This window comes from Demetria terragena DSM 11295 (genome assembly GCF_000376825.1).
Taxonomy (GTDB): domain Bacteria; phylum Actinomycetota; class Actinomycetes; order Actinomycetales; family Dermatophilaceae; genus Demetria; species Demetria terragena.
In genome coordinates this window covers 1,094,772-1,112,083 of sequence record NZ_AQXW01000004.1, presented here as the reverse complement: position 1 = coordinate 1,112,083, position 17,312 = coordinate 1,094,772, and the positions used below count along the sequence as shown (strand labels likewise).

Annotated in this window: 13 protein-coding genes; 8 read left to right on the top strand and 5 right to left on the bottom strand. The window is 66.2% G+C overall.

Features of this window, described 5'->3' with window-relative positions:
* Positions 1–49 precede the first annotated feature (49 nt).
* Entirely contained in the window at positions 50–3,187 is a 3,138-nt protein-coding gene (locus tag F562_RS0109410; RefSeq protein ID WP_018156703.1) for an ATP-dependent helicase, read from the top strand.
* A complete protein-coding gene (locus F562_RS0109405; RefSeq protein ID WP_018156702.1) occupies positions 3,184–6,543 on the top strand; it encodes an ATP-dependent helicase in 3,360 nt (1,119 codons plus the stop codon). The genes F562_RS0109410 and F562_RS0109405 overlap by 4 nt, the downstream gene beginning before the upstream one ends.
* A gap of 9 nt (positions 6,544–6,552) precedes the next feature.
* Here the strand turns inward: F562_RS0109405 and F562_RS20160 are convergent, their stop codons facing one another.
* The gene (locus F562_RS20160; protein ID WP_018156701.1) at positions 6,553–7,812 is read right to left on the bottom strand and encodes a protein kinase family protein; all 1,260 of its coding nucleotides are present in this window, start codon (positions 7,810–7,812) and stop codon (positions 6,553–6,555) included.
* A 41-nt stretch (positions 7,813–7,853) separates the two neighbouring features.
* Here F562_RS20160 and nudC point away from each other — a divergent pair, with 41 nt between their 5' ends.
* From nudC to F562_RS21280, 5 genes are all read left to right on the top strand, one after another.
* Positions 7,854–8,756, top strand: a complete 903-nt coding sequence (gene nudC, locus F562_RS0109395) for an NAD(+) diphosphatase (protein WP_026181156.1) — start codon at positions 7,854–7,856, stop codon at positions 8,754–8,756.
* Positions 8,757–8,803: 47 nt separating this feature from the next.
* Positions 8,804–10,921, top strand: a complete 2,118-nt coding sequence (locus tag F562_RS0109390) for an ATP-dependent DNA helicase UvrD2 (RefSeq protein ID WP_018156699.1) — start codon at positions 8,804–8,806, stop codon at positions 10,919–10,921.
* A gap of 132 nt (positions 10,922–11,053) precedes the next feature.
* Positions 11,054–11,314, top strand: coding sequence for a hypothetical protein (locus F562_RS0109385; protein WP_018156698.1), 261 nt, complete (start codon positions 11,054–11,056; stop codon positions 11,312–11,314).
* Positions 11,315–11,454: 140 nt separating this feature from the next.
* Entirely contained in the window at positions 11,455–11,745 is a 291-nt protein-coding gene (locus F562_RS0109380) for a WhiB family transcriptional regulator (RefSeq protein WP_018156697.1), read from the top strand.
* Between the two features lie 44 nt (positions 11,746–11,789).
* Positions 11,790–11,918 carry a hypothetical protein gene (locus F562_RS21280; protein WP_018156696.1) on the top strand — a complete coding sequence of 43 codons (129 nt, stop codon included), beginning with the start codon at positions 11,790–11,792 and terminating at the stop codon, positions 11,916–11,918.
* 79 nt (positions 11,919–11,997) lie between these two features.
* On the opposite strand, the gene F562_RS0109370 is transcribed toward F562_RS21280, so the two are convergent.
* From F562_RS0109370 to F562_RS0109360, 3 genes are read right to left on the bottom strand one after another with little or no spacing between them, the layout of a single operon-like run.
* Positions 11,998–13,320, bottom strand: a complete 1,323-nt coding sequence (locus F562_RS0109370; protein ID WP_018156695.1) for an ABC1 kinase family protein — start codon at positions 13,318–13,320, stop codon at positions 11,998–12,000.
* Positions 13,317–14,519 carry an N-acetylglucosamine-6-phosphate deacetylase gene (nagA, locus tag F562_RS0109365; protein WP_018156694.1) on the bottom strand — a complete coding sequence of 401 codons (1,203 nt, stop codon included), beginning with the start codon at positions 14,517–14,519 and terminating at the stop codon, positions 13,317–13,319. Before nagA ends, F562_RS0109370 begins: the two co-directional genes overlap by 4 nt.
* The gene (locus F562_RS0109360) at positions 14,516–15,574 is read right to left on the bottom strand and encodes an SIS domain-containing protein (RefSeq protein WP_018156693.1); all 1,059 of its coding nucleotides are present in this window, start codon (positions 15,572–15,574) and stop codon (positions 14,516–14,518) included. Before F562_RS0109360 ends, nagA begins: the two co-directional genes overlap by 4 nt.
* 116 nt (positions 15,575–15,690) lie before the next feature.
* Here F562_RS0109360 and F562_RS0109355 point away from each other — a divergent pair, with 116 nt between their 5' ends.
* On the top strand, positions 15,691–16,389 hold the full coding sequence (locus tag F562_RS0109355) for a GntR family transcriptional regulator (RefSeq protein ID WP_040385695.1): 699 nt from the start codon (positions 15,691–15,693) through the stop codon (positions 16,387–16,389).
* On the opposite strand, the gene F562_RS0109350 is transcribed toward F562_RS0109355, so the two are convergent.
* Positions 16,339–17,205 (bottom strand): TOMM precursor leader peptide-binding protein, encoded by an 867-nt coding sequence (locus tag F562_RS0109350; RefSeq protein WP_026181153.1) that lies wholly within the window; start codon positions 17,203–17,205, stop codon positions 16,339–16,341. The genes F562_RS0109355 and F562_RS0109350 overlap by 51 nt on opposite strands.
* Positions 17,206–17,312: the final 107 nt, after the last annotated feature.

Below are 17,312 nucleotides of genomic sequence, written 5' to 3'. Positions count from 1 at the left end.
GAAAGCAAGGTCTGTCGGTGGCGAATGATGGGATGACGTCGTGTTGAGGATGCATCGCGCACCCGAAGTCGGCGCCGCGCCACCAGACTTGGATGAGAGCCAGCGCCGGGCGGTCGACTGCGTCGAGCGAGCCCTGCTCGTGCGGGGCGCGCCCGGTACGGGAAAGACCACCGTCGCGACCGAGATGGTGGCTGCTGCTGCCGCTCGGGGCATCCCGCCGGAACACTGCCTGATCCTGTCGCCGACCCGCCAGGCGGCGGGCGCTGCCCGCGATCGCGTCACGAGCAGATTGCGCGGCACCACTAGCGAACCGATGTCACGGTCTCACCAGGCGTTGGGCTTTGGGCTGTTGCGCCAGGCCGCGGCGTTGCGCGGTGATCCCACGCCTCGCCTCTTGAGCGGCCCGGAACAGGACGTCGTGCTGAAAGAGATTCTCGAGGGCTATGCGGAGGGGATCGCGCCAGCGCCTGAGTGGCCCGAAGAGTTGCGAGAAGCGTTGGGGGCCAGGGGATTTCGGGCAGAGCTCCGCGATCTGCTGATGCGCGCTGTTGAGTGGGGCCTCGAAGCCGACGATCTTCGGCAACTCGCGGTGGAGCATGACCGGCCCGCTTGGACGGCCGCTGCGCACGTCCTGGATGACTACGACGAGGTCACCGCGCTATCGCGGCCAGGTGCCTACGACCCGGCGTGGATTCTCGGCGCTGCCGCCGACCTTCTCCTTGATGACGACGACGCCCTGGCCAGGGTCCGGGACACTATGCGGTTCATCGTGGTGGATGACGCCCAGGAGTTGACCTTCGCAGGCGCCCGCCTACTCCGGGTAGCGGTGGGTCCGCAGACCTCGGTGCGCCTGTTGACCGACCCAGACAGCACCGTGCAGGGCTTTCGTGGCGCGGACCCGAGACTTGCCGCGACGCTTGCCGCTGAGTGGGGGGCGAAGGACCCGGTGGTGCTGGATACCTCGCACCGACAGCCTGCCCGGTTGCGTGAGGCCGCCACCCGAGTGAGTACCCGCATTGGTGCCGTGGATGGTGCACAGCACCGTAAGGTCCACAGCCGGCCCGGCGGTTCGGTAGAGGTCGCCCTCCTTCGCGCGGTGGCGCAAGAAGGCCAGCACATCGCCGGCGTCCTTCGACGGGTCCACCTGCTTCACGGTGTGCCGTGGTCCGATCTGGCGGTCGTCGTGCGCGCACAGTCGCGTATGTCCGCCTTGCGTCGGACCCTGGCCGCCTCAGGTGTCCCGGTGGCGGTGCCGCCTGGGAGCCTTCCGCTCCGCGAAGAGCCCGCCGTTCGCCCGCTCTTGGACTGTCTTGACGTGGCCAGCACGCTCGCGGCCGGCAGCAACCCTGAAGTCACTGCGGATCGTGCTGTCGATCTCATCACCTCGCCGCTCGGTGGTGCTGACGCGGTGGCGCTCCGTCGGCTGCGGCGGGTGTTGCGGGCGCAGGAGATTGCGGACGCAGGCTCCCGTAGCAGCGATGAGTTACTTGCCGACTCGGTCACGGAACCGGTCGATCGCCTGGCTCTTCAGGGGCCGGACGCCCTCCCGGTGCGCCGTGTCGCTGCCGTGATCTCGGCGGGTACGACGGCCTGTGCGCAGGAGGGCGCAACGGCCGAGTCTGTGCTGTGGGCGATGTGGGATGCCAGCAATCTCGCCGCGTCGTGGGAGGAACGAGCCCTCGCTGGCGGGGTGTCGGGAAGCCGTGCCGATCGCGATCTCGACGCGGTGGTCGCGCTGTTCGGGGCGGCGGCCGCCTACGTCGATCGTCTTCCTGGGCTTGGCCCGCGCGACTTCTTGGAGCATGTGCGCGGTCTCGATGTTCCGGGCGACAGTCTGATCGCGCGGGCACCCCATGATGAGTGCGTCGCGCTCGTGACACCTGCGGGCGCCTCGGGCCGGGAATGGCACACGGTGGTGGTGGCCGGTGTCCAGGAGGGTGTCTGGCCGGACCTACGGCTGCGCGGATCCCTCTTGGGGTCCGAGCAATTGGTCGATGTGTTGAGTGAGCGCGGTAGTTCGCTTCGAGCGGCCCAAGCGGCCGTGCGCTACGACGAGACGCGGCAGTTTCTTGTCGCCCTGACTCGGGCCCGGGAGCGAGTGGTCGTCACGGCAGTTCGGTCTGAGGACGAGCAGCCTTCGCCCTATCTCGACATTGTGGATCCGCTTGAGCAGCAATCAGGTTCAGTCGATCATCTGGAGCTACTGCGGGAGTTCACGGAGGTGCAGCGGCCCATGTCCTTGCCCGCGGTGGTCGCCGACCTGCGGCGTACCCTGGCATCGCCAGTTGCCTCGCCTGACGAGCTTGAATGCGCAGCGGTCGATGTGGCCCGGTTGGCGCGCGATGGGGTTCATGGCGCCAACCCGACCTCCTGGTGGGCGCTAGCCGAAATCTCTGACGAGCGACCGCTGCGGGAACCCGAACAACCGGTGCGCGTGAGCCCCTCAAAGGTGGAGTCCTTCACGACGTGTGGTCTCAACTGGTTGCTCACGACCCGTGGGGGGCACGGCCCAGATATCGGCGCGGCTGCCGTCGGCACGCTGATCCATGAGATCGCTGCCGAATTCGCCGATACCGCCCCTGAGCAGATGCACCAAGTGCTCGATGAGCGTTGGGTCCGACTCGGCTTGGGCTCGACCTGGATGGCGGAAAAGAAGCGCAGCGAAGCGCACCACATGCTCACCCGATTGCGCGTCTACCTAGATCGCGCTGCGGCCGACGGTTGGACGGCGGTCGATGTGGAGCGCGGATTCGCCGCGCAGGTCGGGCGCGCGCGTCTGGCCGGGCAAGTCGACCGCATCGAACGCCATGATGACCGTGGGCTGCGCGTCATCGACTACAAGACCGGAGGTAGCAAGCCGAGCCAGGACGATCTGGCCGAGCACGGACAACTCGGCGCCTACCAAGTCGCGGTGGTGGAAGGCGCCTTTCCCGAAGGCGCGACGTCGGGTGGCGCCGCCCTCGTCCAGATTGGCAAGGCCGGCGGCACGCCCACCGGAAAGCTGCCTGGCATGGTGCAGCCGCAAGAGCCGATCGTGGGTGACGAGACCTGGGCACACGAACGGGTGGCCGAGGTCGCTGACGGTATGGGCGCCGCAACCGTCATGGCCATCAAGGGAGAGCGTTGTGGGACCTGTTCGGTCAAACGCTGCTGCCCGCTGTTTCCCGAGGGAGGTGTGGTGGGTTGACCAACCAACAACCGGTGCGTTCCGCACGCGAGATCGCGGCAGCACTTGGCCAGCCATCGCCAACCGAGGAACAGGTCGCGATCATCGAGGCACCCGCCCGACCCCTATTGGTGGTGGCAGGTGCGGGCTCGGGAAAAACCGAAACCATGTCCGCGCGAGTGGTGTGGTTGGTCGTCAACGGCTTCGTGGCACCGGAGGAAGTGCTGGGCCTGACCTTTACCCGCAAAGCGGCGGGGGAGCTTGCAGAGCGAATTGGCCGTCGCCTTCGCCGACTTGAGCATGAAGGCCTCTGGACGCCCCGCGTCGACGACGACGGCACCCCAGGCCTCGGGGACAGCCCTACCGTCTCTACCTACCACGCCTACGCTGGCCGGCTGGTGCGTGAGCACGGCCTTCGGTTAGGGATCGAGCCGGACTCTCGGATGCTGTCCGAGGCCGCCGCCTGGCAGTTCGCCCATGAGGTGGTCGCAGCCTATGACGGCCCGATGGAGGACATCGACAAGGCCGAATCGACGGTCACCCACGCGGTGGTTGCCCTCGGCGGTGAGCTCGCCGAACACCTGCGTACTACCGATGAGGTGCGCGACTACCTCGACGAGGTGATCGCCGCGGGCGACGCGCTCCCCACCGGGAGTAGCCGAAAGAAGGCCTGGGGCAAGGCGCGCGAGTGGCGCGATGCGTTGGCCCAGCGACGGCAGCTCTTGCCGATGGTGGAGCGCTATGCCGAGCTTAAGGCCGCCCGAGTCTCGCTCGACTTTGCCGACCAGGTGCTGGTGGCCGCTCAACTGGCGCAACGGTTCCCGGCTATTGGAGTCCTCGAGCGCCAGCGATTCCGGGCCGTTTTGTTGGATGAGTTCCAAGACACCAGCGAGGCGCAACTGGTTCTCCTTCAGTCACTATTCGTCGCGCGTGGAGAGCCGAGTCCGGTTACGGCAGTAGGCGATCCGCACCAATCGATCTACGGATGGCGGGGCGCTAGCGCGACGACGCTTACCGCATTCCGTGAGCGTTTTTCTGACGACGAGGGACCCGCCGCGGTCTTGCCGCTGTCGACGTCATGGCGCAATGATCACGCAATCCTCGACGCGGCTAACCACACCGCTGCGCCCTTGCGTACGGCCAGTCTGGTTCCGGTCAGCACCTTGCGGGCACGGCCTGACGCAGGGTCCGGGTCGGTGACGGCGGCTCGTTTCCTCACGATCGAGGATGAGGCCAAAGCGATCGCGGACTGGGTGCGTGAACGCTGGTTCGACGACTCCGGTGTGCATACCCAGTGCAGCGCAGCAGTGCTGTGCCGCAAGCGATCTCAGTTTCCCTACCTCGCCGAGGCCATGACCCAGGCCGGGCTACCGGTCGAAGTTGTTGGCATCGGGGGGTTGTTGACCACGCCGGAGGTGAACGACCTGGTCAGCCTGCTGTGGGTCGTTCAGGACCCGACCAGGGGAGACCGGCTGATGAGGCTGCTCCTTGGGCCGGTCGTACGCCTCGGCGCGGCCGATCTTGACGGGCTGGCCGCCTGGGCACGCGAGGTGTTTCGGGAACGCTCGCCCGAAAATGATCGGTCGGCGTCGGACATCTCTGGCGATAGCCGCGATGAGGCGTCTTTGGTCGAAGCGCTGGAGGAACTGCCGGAAACTCAGTGGGCCGGTCGTGACGGCGAACACCTGAGCGAGGTGGCGCTTCGCCGCCTCGGCCGACTTGCCGCCATCATTCGACGGCTGCGTGGCCTGACCGGCCTTCCGCTCGCTGAATTGGTTCAAGAAACCGAGCGGGCCTTGGGCCTTGATATTGAGGTGCTGGCGCGCCCGGAGCACACGCCGTCGACGGCCAGAGTTCACCTGGATGCTTTCGCCGACGTCGCCGCCCGATTCGCGGGGTCGGCCGAGCGAACGACTCTGGGCGGATTCCTCGACTGGCTCGATGCGGCCGAAGACGAAGAACGCGGTCTCGACCTGGGATACCTGGAGGTCGAGACCGAGGCGGTCCAGATCCTCACGGTGCACGCTGCCAAAGGCCTCGAGTGGGATGCCGTCGCCGTTCCGGGACTCGTGGAGGGCTCTTTCCCGGCACATTCGGGGCAGGTGACCTGGCGAGAGGGAGAGGGCGAAGCGTCGGGATGGAAGATCAGCCGCGACGGGCGTCCTGGTGAGCCCGACAGTTGGGTCGTCAACGAGCGTGGATGGACCGGGGGATTGCCCGGCGTGCCCTATGACCTTCGCGGAGATGCCGAGGGTCTGCCCGAGGTCGATTGGCGTACGGCGGCGGATACCAGCGAGCTGGAGCAGCGGTATCTGCAGTTCAAGGAGGTCTCAGGTCGGCACGGCATTGCCGAGGAGCGGCGGCTGAGTTATGTCGCGCTCACGCGAGCCAAGCACCACATGATGTTGTCGGCCCACGTCTGGGGGGAGGCGAAGGCACCCCGGCTGACCTCGCGCTTCCTCACCGAACTGATCGAGGGACAACGAGCCCGCCTCGACACGTGGGTCGACCTGCCTGATCGACTCGATGAGCAGGATCCGATCAACCCACGGTTGGACGCGGCATACGAGCAGGTATGGCCCCATGACCCACTCGGCATCCGCCGGGCTCAGTTGTCAGCTGGCGCCACACGAGTCATGGAACTGTGGGACCAGGTGCCTGACCAAGGTCACCTTCCGTTGGACGAACACGAAGACGAAGTCTTCGTATTGTTGGCTGAGCGGGCCGCCGCGCGGACGCGGCACGAGCAGGTGGTGACAGTGCCCCGGCACCTCTCGACCTCGTCGGTCGTGTCCTTGGCGAGCGATCCGGAGAAGTTCGTCCGGTCCCTGCGGCGTCCGATGCCACAGCCGCCGGCGCTTGCCGCACGCCGGGGCACAGCCTTCCACGCCTGGGTCGAGCAGCACTTTGCGCAGGCAGCGCTGGTGGACATCACCGAGTTGCCCGGTGCGGCCGATCATGACCCGGCCCAGGACGCTGACCTTCCGCACCTGAAGGAGCGTTTCCTGGCTTCGGAGTGGGCGACCCAGGTCCCTCTCGAATTGGAGGTCCCGGTCGAGACAGTGCTGGACGGTGTTGCCGTACGCGGCCGCATCGATGCGGTCTTTCCCTGGGACCTTGACCCAGACGCAGACGCAGCCACCGGGCTCGGCTACACGGTCGTGGACTGGAAGACCGGTCACCCGCCGAACAACGAGGTGGCACGGGTCCGCGCACTGCAGTTGGCGGCCTATCGCGTGGCCTATGCGCGACTGCGCAATGTGCCGACCGCGCGCGTCCGGGCCGCGTTCTTCTATGCAGCGAGCGGGCAGACGGTCTGGCCGGAGCTTCCGGGCGAAGAGGCACTCATTGAGGTCTTGAGTTCGATCCCCGGATGACATGCTCAGTCAGGAGGTCGGGTCCTGCTCGCTCGACGTGTCGCGGCGCGGTCGGGCCTCGTCTGCTCCGCGCTCGGGCATCTCATCCGTGCCCGGGTGCTCTTCATCGGTGACGAGGCTCTCCTCGTCACCGAGCTCATCGTCACCAAGCTCCTCATCATCAAGATCGTCCTCGATGAGACTCTCCTCGGCAGGGGGTTCGTCGGCAGCATCGAGCTCGTCGTCATGCAGGTGGGCGACCGGGAGGTCCAGGGTGTCCTCGTCGTCGGTCGTGGGATTCTCGTCGACCACTTCGATGTCCTCCGGATCAACGACAGCCGCGCCCGGCTTGCTGCGCGGCCCAGGCGGCGGCGGAGTGAGGCTGGTGTCGTCCTGCGTCTGCGCCTCCAGGCGCTGCAGCGCTTTGGCGCACCGGTGCACCATCGCTTCGTCCCCGGCCGTACTCGCCTCCCGCAGGTCGGTCATCAACCGCAACTCGGCAGCGAGCCGAACTCGGCGCTCGAATTGGGTGTCGGGCCGCTCGCGCCGCGCCTGGGCGTAGGACTCGATCACGGTGTCGACAGCATCGGGGGTGGCGCCAAGGAACAGGGTGGCGAAGTCGATCGCCGGATCGCTCACGGCCGCAACGTGCCAACCGTCCAGGGCCACGACGTCGTCCCCGTCGACATAGACATCATCTTCGTCAACGGAGCCATGGGTCGGCACGGTGGGAAAGTGCCACAGCGCCACGTCTTCCAACGCCCGCTCCCAGCGGGCCAAGAGGCCTGCAGGAACGTGCCCGGTCGCCGCGCCAAGATCAAGTTCGGCGAGACGACGTGCGCGATAGCCCTCGGCGTCGTACGACGGCACACCCGCTTCTTCATAGACCCCCGGCTCCAGGTCATGAAGGTTTGCCAGAGTCACACCCAGGGCGCGCGCTAGAGCGGACCGTGGCGTGAGTTCATCGAACGCGAGGGGTGCTCCGGGCAACTCTGGATACACCGCGACGGTGGTGCCTTCGGGACCGGTGGCCATGCCCGCAATGTGCGGCAGGCCGACCGTCAGGCGTCCGTTGAGGAGGCGTACGAGGGACTGCGTTTGGTCCAACGCCGAGCCTGCGGCCTCAGTCAGTGCGGACTGCACCGTCCAGTGGCGCTGATCTTGTCCGGTCACCCGCACGCGTTGGTAGGGGCTCCCCGGTCTGGCGGACATTGGTTGGACCTGCGTCGGGAGCAGGCCAGGGACCGCAGTATCGGCGAGGGCGGCGAGCACGAGTGGTCGGCGAAGCACGCCCCCACGGTACGGGTAGGCGACCGCCTAGCCTGGGAAGCGTGCCCGACTCTGTGCCGCGTCCTTTTGCCCTTTCCCGTGCCACCGTCGATCGATCCGGCTTGCAACGCCGCGACCCAGCCCTACTCCCGCGGGCCCTCGCGGACGAACGGACCGGAGTCCTTGACCTGTTCGGCGACCGGGCTCCCTATGTCGGCGGGCCGGGTGAGCCACGCCTTCGCTTGCGCTCACCAACGACAGCAGACCGGGATGCCACGGCGCTGTGGCTCGGTCAGGAGGGCGATCGCGCCATGGTGGCGATCGTTCATCCGCCGCAGGACGACGGCGATGACCAGCGGGCCAACTTGCGGCGTCTCGGGGTGGCGCTCGATGACCGGGATGCCGGGCTCTTCACGACGGCGCTTGGTCTCGCGAACTGGCATGCAGCCCAAGGGTTTTGTCCGATATGCGGGCACCCGACGGTGATTCGAGATGCAGGTTGGACGCGGGTCTGCTCGGGGTGTTCAAAGGTTCAGTTTCCTCGGACGGACGCCGCCGTGATCATGGCGGTCGTCGATCCAGATGAGCGCTTGCTGTTGGCGCGCGGACCCCAATGGGGACCTGGGCGGTTGTCGGTGCTGGCGGGATTCGTGGAGCCCGGGGAGTCGTTGGAGGCCGCGGTCGCCCGAGAAGTGATGGAGGAGGTGGGGGTCCCCGTCAGTGACGTGCGCTATGCAGGCAATCAGCCGTGGCCCTTCCCGGCGTCGCTGATGTTGGGCTTCAGTGCGCTGGCCACCGACACCTCATTGCGTTTGGACCCGGCCGAGATTGCTGAAGCTCGTTGGGTGAGTCGAGACGAACTCACCCGTGAGATCGCGTCCGGTGATCTGGCGATCGCCTCACGGATCTCGATTGCCCGTCACCTCATTGAAGGCTGGTATGGCGGCGAGATCGATGCTCCATAACTCGCCGCATGTGGGGGCTGTCGGGGTGTGATGGAAGACTGCCCGTGATGGACGCAGACCGGGTACTCGAGGGCCTTGATCCTGAGCAGCGCCGGGTCGCGGCCTCCCCGCTGGGACCGATGGCGGTGCTTGCTGGTGCTGGCACCGGAAAGACCCGCGCGATCACCCACCGGATTGCCTACGGCGCGCATAGTGGCGCCTATCAACCCCAACGGGTTCTCGCCGTCACGTTCACGGCCCGCGCGGCGGGGGAGATGCGTACTCGCCTGCGCAGCCTTGGTGTGCCGACCGTGCAAGCGCGCACCTTTCACGCAGCCGCTCTGCGCCAACTCCACTATTTCTGGCCCAAGGTCATTGGTGGAGCGGCGCCCGAGATCATTCCCACCAAAGCTTCGCTCGTGGGTGAAGCCGGGAGTCGGCTACGGCTGGAGCTCGACCGGGTGGTCATGCGTGACCTGGCATCCGAGATCGAGTGGGCCAAGGTCTCGATGCTCACGGCTGAGAGTTACCCCGCGGCGGCTCGGCGGGCAGGTCGCAGTCCCGCCGACCTGGACCCGACCGCGATGGCCCGGTTGCTCGAGGTCTATGAGGAGGTCAAGACCGAGCGCAACGTCATCGATTTCGAAGATGTGCTGCTCTTGATGGTCGGCATCATGGGCGAGCATCAGGAGATCGCCCGTGAGATACGTGGGCAGTACCGGCATTTCGTCGTCGACGAATATCAGGATGTCAACGCTCTGCAACAGCGACTGCTCGACCTGTGGGTCGGAGAACGCAGGGATGTCTGTGTCGTGGGTGACCCGGCCCAGACCATTTACTCGTTCACCGGCGCCTCGCCACGGCACCTCTTGGGATTTGCTCAACGCCACGCTGACGCCGAACAGGTGCGCCTCGTCCGCAACTACCGCTCGACGCCGCAGATCATTGGCCTGGCCAATGTGGTGCTGCGTCAAGCAGGCGGGGCTGGAGTCGAATTGCAGGCGCAGGGCGGCAGTGGGCCGGATCCGGAACTGACGGCCTACGCGGATGATCAGGCCGAGGCGCGCGGTGTTGCGGCCGAGATTCGCCGGCTGATCGACCGTGGCGAAGCCCCCGCCGAGATGGCGATCCTGTTCCGCACCAATGGGCAGTCCGAGGCCTTTGAGTCCGCCCTCGCTGATCACGGCGTGCCCTATCTGGTCCGTGGCGGTCAGCGCTTCTTTCACCGTTCGGAGGTCAAAAACGCGGTCCTACTGCTGCGTGGCGCAGCCCGGTCCGACGACGGGAGCGTTCCGCTTGGCGACCTGGTCCGAGACGTGATCACCGGCGCCGGCTGGACTTCGAAGCCTCCGTCGGGAGGCGCGCAGCGTGAGCGCTGGGAGTCGCTGCATGCCTTGGCTCGGCTCGCCGATGACTTCGGGCTGGCGGGCGAGGAGGTACGCCTCCCGCATCTGGTCACTGAGCTAGATCGTCGAGCCGCCGAGCAGCATGCGCCGACGGTTCAAGGAGTGACCTTGGCGTCCTTGCATGCGGCCAAGGGTTTGGAATGGGACACCGTCTTCCTTGTGGGAGCATCCGACGGCCTGTTGCCGATCTCGATGGCCCAAGGGGCGGAGGCCATCGAAGAGGAACGTCGGTTGCTCTACGTCGGTTTGACGCGCGCGCGCCGCCGGATCGTCTTGTCATTCGCGCTGGCTCGGGCACCGGGCGGACGGGCGGGTCGCAAGCCGTCGCGATTCTTGGACCACGCATCGTCTCTGTTGGGCGAGGTAGCGCGTTCCCGGTCGACACCGCGTCGCCCTACGACGCGCAAGGTGGCGCGTCCCTCGCGGTGTTCGGGTTGCGGGCGTGACCTGGAGTCAGCTGCTGAACGCAAGGTCGGGCGCTGCCATGATTGTCCGCCGACCTATGACGAGGCGCAGTTCGAGTCACTCAAGGCCTGGCGCCTCGCGGTAGCCAAGGGTTCAGGCGTGCCGGCCTTTGTCGTCTTTACCGACGCCACGTTGACTGCGATCGCAGAACGCCGGCCACGCAGCGACAGCGAACTGCGCACGATCGCGGGCGTGGGTGCCGCCAAACTTGAGCGTTACGGGCCGGCCGTGCTCGCTGTCTTGGAAGGTTCTGACCCGGAGGGTGAAGCCGAAAAGTGTTGTGCGGCAATCAAATTGGCGAAGGGTTCGGCTTGAGTCTCACAATGTGAGACTTGCGACGTTAATTCAGTTGCTGGGTAAGAACCCCGCGCTCTAGTTTTATCTCGATCAGCCCGCCGGATCCAGGCGTTCCGGGCGGGACCGCGAAGTTGAAAGGAGGGTAGGCCGATGAACACCACCAAGACCATGACGAAGTCGACGTTCGACGTCGATGTCGCCACGTTGTCCCTGGGCGTCGCCAAGCCGATCCTCCGTGATCTCTACGCCGCGGTCCAGGGGACCAGTGTGTCCGGCATCGCCGCAGGTGCCGCGTCGCAGCAGGGCATCGCCGCAGGCGTCGTCTCGCAGCGTCCTCGCGTTATCGCATTTACCACCCAGAACTTTGCCGATGGTGTCGGCAGGTCCGTTTCCTGGAGTCCTCCGGTCTAGCTCAGACCAAGCCTCCTTCAGGCCGCGGAACCCGATACCAGGGTCCGCGGCCTTTTTGCTGTCGCGGGGCCGCTAGCAGAAAGCACGAGATGTCACATCACACCGCTTCCAGCCAGCCCACGACGATGAAGGAGGAACCCATGATCATGCTGACCGACCTGATCGATCGGGCCGAACAGGCCCGTGAACTCGGGCATCAGATGCCGTGCCAAGTCAACGACCCCGAGCTGTGGTTCGCTGACCGCCCGGCAGATGTCGAGTTCGCGAAGGCGCTCTGCGCTACCTGCCCCTTGCAGCAAGCGTGTCTGAGCGGCGCCCAAGAGCGGGAAGAACCGTGGGGCGTCTGGGGCGGCGAACTCTTCGAGCGAGGAGTTGTCATCCCTCGCAAGCGTCCGCGCGGTCGTCCGCGCAAGAACCCTGTGGCCGCATAGTCCAATGCGCTGCCACGCCATGCTCGTATTTCAGGAGAACTGTCATGTTTCAGAACGTCCACCAACAACTCGCGCTCCAACGCGAGCCACGGAGCCTTCACGGTGTGCGACGCCGTTCGCTCCAGGTCGCCCTCCAGGGGCGCCGCCGCGAGCAGGCTCGCCTCGAGCGGTGAATCCCTTCTCGCCGAAGGTGAAGATTAAGGGCAACGCCCCGGTCGTCCCGGCCGGGGCGTTGTGCTGTCTGCGGCGCGATTAGTCGAGGGCGGGTAGCGCTGCGCCGGGAACGTGAGCATCGATGATCGACCGGGGTGATGCCGTGGCATCCATCTGGCACAGCACTGCAAGGGCGCCCATCCAGGATCGGTGTATGAGCAGATACTGCGGGGGAAGGTTGAGCCGCAGGCCCACCGCAAAGTCCTGACCGAGCGGATCGTTGATGTAGGCGAAAATGCCCCGCAGCCACGAACGGGTGAAGTGGAATGAGTCCTCGCGCAACGGCTCGAGGAAGCGGCCCAAGTAGGCCAGCAAGTCTTCGGCGTCGACGTCGATGCTGGAGCGTACGAAACCCTCCTCACGCAGGATCTCCAAGACTCCGTCTGCGTCGTCACGCAACGCAAGCGTCACGAGTTCACCTAGGGCAGTAGGCAGTCCGTCAGGGAGGCGGCTGACCGCTCCGAGATCGAGAACGCCAAGGCGTCCGTCCTCAAGCATGCGGAAGTTGCCCGGGTGGGGATCCGCATGCAGCAGGCCAGAGCGGGAGGGCGCGCTGATGATGAACTCGAGATAGCGCTCAGCGGCCACGTTGCGCTCGGCCGGGGTCCCGTGGGCGATGATGTCGGAAAGCGGCCTGCCCTCGACCCATTCGGACACGATGACGTGTTCGGCGGCCATGAGCACGTTGGGGACGCAGATGGTCGGATCGCCGGCATAGGCGTCGGCCATCTGCTCTTGGGAGTACGCCTCAAGGTGGTAGTCGAGTTCCTCGGCCATGCGCCCATTGAGTTCGTCCAGGACCGGCTGCAGATCCAGGCCGGGAACCCAGCCGGCACTGACTCGCGCTACTCGTGTCACTTGGTTGAGGTCGGAGATGAGCGCCTTGGCGGCACCTGGATATTGCACCTTGACGGCGACCTCGCGTCCGTCTGACCACACGGCGCGGTGCACTTGGCCGATCGATGCCGCCGCGGCTGGCTCGTCGGAGAATTCGGTGAACAGTTGTTCCCAGTCATCGCCTAAGTCCGCGCGCAGCGTGGCTCTTGCTGTCTCGGGCGCCATGGGGGGTGCGGCTTCCTGCATCTTCACCAGCGTGGCGCGATAGGGCTCGGCGAGTTCTTCGGGGACCGCGGACTCAAACATGGACAGTGCTTGGCCGAACTTCAATGCCCCGCCTTTAAGGCTTCCGAGAACCTCGAAGACCTGCGCTGCCGTGCGTGCTTGCATTTCGGCTGATACCTGCGCGGCCGGCTGGCCAGTTGCTCTCTTGCCGATCCCCAGTGCGGCGCGGCCAGCGATGCCGAGCGGGATGGAGGCGAGCCGTGCGGATCGACGGAATGCTCCGCGCGGTAGGTCGGTCATGACTCCATTGTCGCTGATGGGGTGTCAACCCAAACCCCACCGGCCATCACCTTGTCGACGTGAAGTGCGGGGGTGAGGGCTACGAGGTCCGCCGGTGACCCGATTGACAGATCGCGTGGGGCGAGGCCAAGGGCGCGTACGGGCACTGCGGAGGTCATGCGGACCGCATCCAACAGGCGCTCGTCGTCGCTAATGTCGCCCGGAGCCGCGGCAGCGCGGAAGAGTGCATCGGTGGTGCCGGTGCCTCCCGCGATCGAGTCGCCGTGGGTGAGCCGGGCAACCCCGTCGGCGACCGTGACCTCCAAGGTCCCCAGGGTGTATTGCCCATCAGGCATGCCGGTCGCGACCATCGCGTCGGTCACCAGCGCCATCCGGTCGGCCCCAACCCAGTGCCGGACCTGCTCGACCATGGTCGGATGGAGATGTACGCCATCGGCGATGACCTCCACCACCACGCGGGGGTCTTCGGTTAGGGCGACGACGGGACCAGGTTCCCGGTGCCCGATCGGGCGCATCGCGTTGAACAGGTGGGTGCCGACGGTGGCGCCAGCGTCGATGGCGGCTCTCGTCTGGTCGTAGGTCGCGTCGGTATGACCCACGGCCGCCACCACGCCGTGCTCACGGAGCATCGCGATGGCCTCGATCGCACCCGGAAGTTCGGGTGCGATGGTGACCATGCGGATCGCCCCTTGGCCAACGTCAATGAGTCGACGAATCTCTCCCAGGTCCGGGTCGCGCAGCACTCCCGGGTCGTGGGCTCCACGCTTCGAGGGCGCGAGCCACGGGCCTTCGAGGTGGATGCCAAGGAGCTCGCCCTGAGCGACGAGGTCCGTAAGGCGAGCGACCTGCGCTTCCAAGACTGGAGCGGTCGCGCTGACCAGGCTCGCGCACAATGCCGTGGTGCCGTACGCGCGATGTGTCGCAGCGGCCAGTCGCACCTCGGTCATCGACTCAGAGGTGAAGGCGCCGCCACCTCCGCCGTGGACATGCATGTCGACGAACCCCGGGACGACGATGGACTGTCCGAGGTCGTGGTGCTCTCCGGAGCCTTGAGCGCGCATGTCGCGGGGTCCGGTCAGGGATCCGTGGTCGACAACTGTGTCGCGGTCCATCTCGACGTATCCCGGACGATGGACCTGGCCCCCGGCAACCACTGTGTCGGAGACGACGGTCGTGCGCTGAACGACGTTGGTGGTCATAGGGTTTCGGTCACCTTCTGCAGGCCGCGTGGCGAATCCGGGTTTCCTCCACGGGCCAGCGCTACGTGAAGTGCGAGCTGCTGGAAGGGGATGATCTCCACAATCGGCGACAACTCCTCGGGCACGTTTGACGGTAGCGCGACTCCCACGTTCGATGCCGCGACTGCGGCCGGAGTTCCGACGCAGAAGACATCGGCATGTTGCTCGGCCAGGCGCGGAAAAACCTGGCTCATCGCCTTTCCGCCAATGCCGTCAGCGGCGATCGTCAGGACGGGAACCTGCGGGTCGATCATGGCCAGCGGTCCGTGCAAGAGGTCAGCGCCGGAGAAGGCTTGGGCCGAGATGTAGCAGGTTTCCATGAGCTTCAGGGCACCCTCCCGCGCGGTGGGGTAGGAGTAGCCCCGTCCGGTTGTGACGAGTTGGCTGACGAACCGGTAGCGCTGGGCGATCGTGGCCAGTCCCGACTCGGCGTCGATGAGTGCATCGGCGGCGTCACACAGGGTGTCGGCGGGGGTGGCCCGCTCGCGTACGGCAGCGATGAGCAGGTGAAGGGCGAGAAGCTGGCAGGTGTAGGACTTGGTGGCGGCGACGGCACGTTCTGGTCCGGCGTGGATATGCACGTGTGCCTCGGCCGCAGTGGCCAGCGGTGAGTCTCCATTGTTGGTCACTGCGACTGTCAGGGCGCCGCGAGAGCGGGCAACCTCGAGGGCCTGCACCAGATCGGGTGACCCGCCGGATTGGCTAACCCCGATCATGAGAACGCCCGTGAGGTCGGGGCGCGCGCCGTACGCCGTCATCGTTGATGGTGAGACCAGTCCGCAGGGGAGTTGCAGGGTGATCTCGGCGAGGTACTTCGCGTAGAGGGCTGCGTGGTCGCTGGTGCCACGCGCGACGAACAGCACGAATCGCGGTCGATAGGCACGAATGAGTGCGGCTGCTCGAGCGATGTCGCTGTCGCCGGACGCACCGGATTCCAGGAGGCGCCGCCACGCTGTGGGCTGCTCGGCTATCTCTGCGGCCATCAGACTGCCGGGGCGGTGGTCGCGCGCGCTCACAGGTCTCCTTGTTTAATGGTCTAGTCCAATCATAAGATTGGCATAGACCAATGCCTTGGTCAACATGGAATGGGCGAACTATGGTCACGGGATCAGCGGTCGGAAGGGAACCAGACATGACGGTGCGAGTGCCCCGCTATCACGTCGTCATGGGGCAAATCGCCGATCTCATCGGGGAATCCGAGGCCGGCACGCAGGTTCCCACCGAGCGGGAACTTGCCTTGAGGTTCGAGACGTCGCGGACCACGGTTCGGCAGGCGCTCGCTGCGCTCGCGGCAGACGGACGCATCGCTCGAACGCAGGGAAGCGGGACCGTTGTCGCTGAACCTAATCGCGTTGTCGTGCATCAACTCACCTCGTATCACGACGATCTGGTGGCTCAAGGGCGCGAGCCCGCGAGCACGATCATCGATGTGTCCCGAGTTGCGCCGGATCGGGAAGTGGCGGCCGCGCTCGGGTTGAGCACGATGGTTTATCGAGTGGAGCGGGTTCGCCATGTCGACGGGGAACCGTTGGCCCATGAGGTTGCGTACCTTCGTGGACCGTTGCCGCGCCTGCGGCAGGAGCTTGAGCGGCATCACTCGCTGTACGTCACTCTGAGGCAGTCCTATGGTGTCGAGTTCGGCAGGGCCGAGGATGTCGTGGAGTCAGCGTTGGCCTCGCCGCAGGAGAGCGCTCTGCTTGGCGTCGATAGCGGCGCTCCGATGCTGGTGGTGCGGCGTACCGCCTATGGGATCGACGGCACGCCAGTCGAATTCACCCGGTCAGCCTTTCGCGGGGACCGGTTTAGGTTCGCCGCCGAGTCTTCCTTCTGAGGGTGGTTGCGGCGCGCATCGCTGGCACCGGGGATGAGTAGTCCATTCGTGGTGACCGACTTCGGGGTAGGGCAGTCGGACCGTTAAGGAGAGTGCTCGGGGTAGCGGAATGCCTTGCGCCAGGCACCGGACCAGGGTGGCCACCAGCCCAAGGGCCAACGCGTTTTGCGCGGGCTCGACCTGAAGTTGTTCGGGATCGTGGAGGCCGGGGTCAGGGCTGAGAAGGAGTTGGCCCCGACGTGGATCGCGATCGTGGCGATGCATCTCAACGCACTGCGGGCAGGGTGAGCACCCGGTCATGAAGATCGGCCCGATCACCACCAGGTCACCGCGGGCCACCACGGGAAGGACAGGCACGCCGCGCGCGAGCCACTCTCGGCACCGGTCGAGGTCGAGGGCTTCATGGGTCACCGCAATCACCAGATCGAGCGGGCCGTGATCGGGTATGAGCGCAGGGTCGGCGAGCTCTGGTGGTGTGACTGTGGCGGCGTACCCATCGAGCAGGGTGAGGAGTCCAGCCGCGATTGTGCCGCCACCGGTGACGACGACGTGGTCGAGTTGCCGATGGCGCGAAGCGGACTCCTCGGCGGCCTGCGCTAGTCGTCCCAAGATGTTCGCGACGGCCTCCGGCGTACGGTGATGCTTGGCCAGAGCCCGCAGCTCAAGCGTCGAGGTCGCGCCGAGTCCAAGCAGGATGCGTGCAGGCGAGTCATGCACGCCCTCGACCAGCATTCCCGGAGCGCGGGGGAGCCGCACCAGCAGCGTCGAATCGCTACGCGTAGTACGCAACGGGATCACGGGGTGGCTGCTCGTCATGGTGTCTCCTGAGGGTGAGGCCATAGCGTGACAAAGTTCGCGATCGCGTGGCGGAAGTTATCCACACCCGCGATGGAGTCGCAGAATCGCCCGGTTCTAGAGCGTGT